This is a genomic window from Paraburkholderia sp. RL18-085-BIA-A, assembly GCF_046027075.1.
Classification (GTDB): Bacteria; Pseudomonadota; Gammaproteobacteria; order Burkholderiales; family Burkholderiaceae; genus Paraburkholderia.
In genome coordinates this window covers 1-4,159 of sequence record NZ_JARESU010000296.1, presented here as the reverse complement: position 1 = coordinate 4,159, position 4,159 = coordinate 1, and the positions used below count along the sequence as shown (strand labels likewise).

At 59.8% G+C, this 4,159-nt stretch carries 2 protein-coding genes; one reads left to right on the top strand and one right to left on the bottom strand.

Annotation, left to right across the window (positions count from 1 at the left end; translation table 11 throughout):
* Nucleotides 1-344 precede the first annotated feature (344 nt).
* The gene (locus P0D89_RS51285) at nucleotides 345-1,406 is read right to left on the bottom strand and encodes a DMT family transporter (protein ID WP_408371097.1); all 1,062 of its coding nucleotides are present in this window, start codon (nucleotides 1,404-1,406) and stop codon (nucleotides 345-347) included.
* 815 nt (nucleotides 1,407-2,221) lie between these two features.
* Between P0D89_RS51285 and P0D89_RS51280 the strand changes: the two genes are divergently transcribed.
* Nucleotides 2,222-3,802: a DHA2 family efflux MFS transporter permease subunit gene (locus P0D89_RS51280; RefSeq protein WP_408379365.1), complete on the top strand. Its 1,581-nt coding sequence runs from the start codon at nucleotides 2,222-2,224 to the stop codon at nucleotides 3,800-3,802.
* Nucleotides 3,803-4,159 lie beyond the last annotated feature (357 nt).

Sequence of the window (4,159 nt, the reverse complement as noted above, 5' to 3'; positions counted from 1 at the left end):
TACAAACTATTTTGATTTCGGCTCTTGCGCGGAGCGGATTGCCTGTCGTGGAATTGAAGGGCCAAGGTGCGCCAGCGCCTGGCTTGCAGGGCATTCGATTAACAAGGAGCCAGTTCGAACGCGAGCCACGTCACGCACGCTCCAACCTGGCGAATGGCCGAGACGATCACGTCGCCGCAGACCGGGCCCGCGAGCTGTGGCCGGCGAGGCCCCGCCACTAGCTGGAGAGCTGGTTGGGAGCGACGTCGAGGATCAGGTTGGGTCTGAAGGTGAACCGCTTTTCTGGCCGCGGCTGCAGAAGGCACCGGCCGTCACCGGGGCGAAGCGAGAACTCGCCTGTGGCCTCAGTGGATGTGGCGGTGATGAATATCGGGGAAATGCGCGTGCGTGTGAGTAATAGGTGTGTGCTGGTGGGGATGCGTGTGCGGCTCCTCACCGTCCCACTCGAAGTCGTGTGTGTGCTGGTGGTGCTCGTCGTGCCGGTGCCGATGGTTATGGTCCAGGACCTCGTGAGTGTGCGAATGTTCATGCCGCTCACGGATATGCAGCCAGATTCCAAGAGCCATGAGCGCAGCCGCAATCCAGAAAGACACCGGCGGGACCTCGGGCCAGAGGATAAGGGATAGCCCGACGCCGAATATTGGGGCGGCAGAAAAATACGCGCCGGTTCGGGCGGTACCGAGATTTCGAAGGGCGACGACAAAAAGAACCAGGCTCACGCCGTAGCCAGCGAAGCCGGTCAGCATGGCTGCCGCAATCTTGCCGATGCCGGGCAGCTGTGCACCCAGCAGCAGCGCGATGCACAGATTGACTGAGCCCGCGACCAGTCCTTTCAGACAGGCAATGACCATTGCGTCGTTCGCCGATACCTTGCGCGTCAAATTATTGTCGACTGCCCACGCAACGCACGCTGCAACGACGAGCAGGGCACCTGGCGCGACGCCAGCGTCACCCGGCTGCCATGACAGCACAACGCCACCCAACACGATTGCGACCATCCCGAGAAATATCTGCAGGTCCACATTCTCGCGGAACACAACCCAGGCAATCACCGCAGTGAATACGCCCTCAAGGTTCAGCAGCAGGGAACTGGTCGCTGCAGGCGTCGTGCTGAGGCCGAGCATCAGCAGCGCAGGACCCGCGACGCCGCCTGCTGCGATTGCGCCAAGGAGCCAGGGCACCTCGGCGGGCTGAATCCGGCTTTCGTTTTCTCGTTCACCGGCCGTGCGACGGAACCGCTGAAAGAGAATTCCGAAGGCGAGACCAACACCGCTACCAAGGTAAAACAGGCCCGCGACCATGAAGGGCGACAGAGAGCCGAGCAGGGTCTTGGCCAGAGGTGTGGTCGCACCGAACAGCGCGGCTGCCAGAAGAGCGGTGAAAGCGGCGTTGTGACGGCTATGCATGAGCGGAAGTTCTATATCGTTGGATGTACCGTCCGAGGACCAAACCCGAAGCGCTTCGTGGGCACGGCGCAGGAGCGCCGGGAGTCGCCCAATAGGATAACGTCGCCAGCTTACGGAATAGGACACCAAAAGTGATGGTCACACTGGGGTCTCGTCAAACCCCCAAGGCATCCGACCGCCCGCTTCCATCCCCTACTGCGGCCGTTCGCTGCGACAACATGAACGTCGCATGAGGGTCGACAAGAGCTGATCGCCGGGACAAATTTCGGCTCGTTTGCCGTGAAGCAAGGTCTTTTCGGTGTTCTGAGGCCTTGCTATCTGCGTGCGAACGTAACGTCGCGTATTGGACGCGGCCATGGTTGTCGCGATCGGATGACGGGCTTCACTCAACGAGTTGCCCGTTAGGCGGCGTTGCGGGAGACAACGACTAACGGGCCACACTGCCCGCGCCCGGGACACCGGCGCCCCGTATCGTTGCTGAACCAACAGACCCCGGCTGGGGCTCGTCGCTGGATGTGCGGATGGCGTCTGTCAAAAGTGCTGAGGCGAACCACGCGCCTACAACCAATGCAGGGTTTGTGTCCAAACCAGGTCCGACGCGGGGGGACCGTATTGTCGAAATCGATGGCGAAAGAAATGCGTTTCGGGCACATTATGGTGTAAGCATTTAATCCCTATGGATCGTCGCTACCCTTACAAGTTTTGGTCGTCGGCCATCGACGGATGCTGGGAAGCAGGTTTAGCTGCTTCCATGGTGCGTCCCGCTCCGGCAGGACCGCCCCAATTCACGATAACTAGTCCCAAGAACGCAGTTTATGACGCAGGGTTCAACGTCTCCCGCCGCTCCTGCAGTACCGGTCCAGCATCCGCCGCTGCAGGGCGGCCAGCTCGTGATCGCCACGATCGTGGTGGCGCTTGCGACGTTCATGACCGTTCTGGACACGTCGATCGCGAACGTCGCGGTGCCCAACCTCTCGGGTAATCTCGGGGTGTCGGTCGATGAAGGAACGTGGGTCATCACGATCTTTGCCGCCGCCAATGCCGTGTCCATCCCACTGACGGGGTGGCTCACGCAGCAGATCGGTCAGATCCGGCTTTTCGTCGGAGCGATTCTGATGTTTGTTTTCGCTTCGTGGCTCTGCGGCATCGCACCGGACCTGCCGTTCCTGCTGGGCGCGCGGGTTTTGCAGGGCCTGGTGGCCGGCCCGCTCATTCCGTTGTCCCAAGCCGTCCTGCTCAGTTCCTATCCGAAGGCCAGGGCCAACATGGCGCTGGCGCTCTGGGCAATGACCGCCACCGTTGGCCCGATCGCGGGGCCGGTGCTCGGCGGCTGGATCACTGACAACTACAGCTGGTCCTGGATCTTCTACGTCAACATCCCGGTCGGATTTATCGCGGCCAGTGCCACCTGGATCATTTACCGGAAGCGCGAAACGCCGACGAAGAAACTGCCCATCGACGCGGTAGGGCTTGCGCTGCTCGTGACGTGGGTCGGGTCGCTTCAGGTGATGCTCGACAAGGGGAGGGATCTTGATTGGTTCTCGTCGCCCTTCATCGTTGCGCTCGGGCTGACTGCCCTCATCGCCTTCGCGTTCTTTCTCGTGTGGGAGCTGACGGAGTCGCATCCGGTCGTCGACCTCAGGCTCTTCGCATTGCGCAACTTCAGCAGCGGCACGATTGCGATTTCCGTTTCCTACGCGCTTTACTTCGGCAACCTTGTGCTGCTGCCGCAGTGGATGCAGGAGTATCTCGGCTACCGGGCTTACGATGCCGGCCTTGTCACGGCGCCCGTTGGCATTTTCACGGTTCTACTTTCTCCTTTTATCGGGCGCCTGCTTCAATGGTTTGATGCCAGGGTCCTGGTGTCGGTTGCGTTCGTGGGTCTGTCGGGTGTGTTCTTCATGCGCACGCAGTATCTGAGTACGATGGATGCGTGGCATCTGGTTATACCGACCTTGCTGCAAGGCATACCAACCGTGCTCTGGTTCGTTCCACTCGTGTCGATCATCCTTTCTGGCTTGCCTCCCGAGCGCATCCCTGCAGCGGCAGGGTTGTCCAATTTCGCGCGTATTTTCTGCGGCGCTGTTGGCACGTCCATCGCGGGCACCGTATGGAATCATCGGACGGTTGTGCATCACGTGCGACTCACCGAGCAGGCGAGCATCGACAATCCGGCTTTCAACCAGACCATCGCGACACTGCAATCGCAATTCCATCTGGATGTTGGCTCCGCTTACGCATCGTTTGAATCGATGGTCGCAAGTCAGGCTGCGGTCATGGGTCTCGACGATTTCTTCTATGCGTCCACGTTCATCTTCATTCTGATCATCCCGCTCATCTGGATTACGCGTCCGACAAAGAGTGGAGACTCGACAGAAGCGTCCGCAGCTCATTGAGGTGCACGCGATCCGAAAACCCATCGCAGGACAAGGCATTTAGAACGAGGCCATCCTCGCTACCTGCGCCGGCCGTAGTCAGGAGAGGCCGCTGCGCTCCATGCTTTTATCACGTCACGCGGTGGTCGATTTGTGCAACGGGAGACTATCCTCAGAGGCGTATTGCCGCTCGTGTAGCGGAAAGCGCGCGACGCATACGCTCGGCGTGTCAGGCAATGTTCGTTTAGGTTTGTTCTTCGTTTAGGTTTGTTCTTCGTTTAGGTTTGTTCTTCGTTTAGGTTTGTTCTTCGTTTAGGTTTGTTCTTCGTTTAGGTTTGTTCGACGCCTGCCCTTGTCTGCTGCCGCGTGAGCGCACGA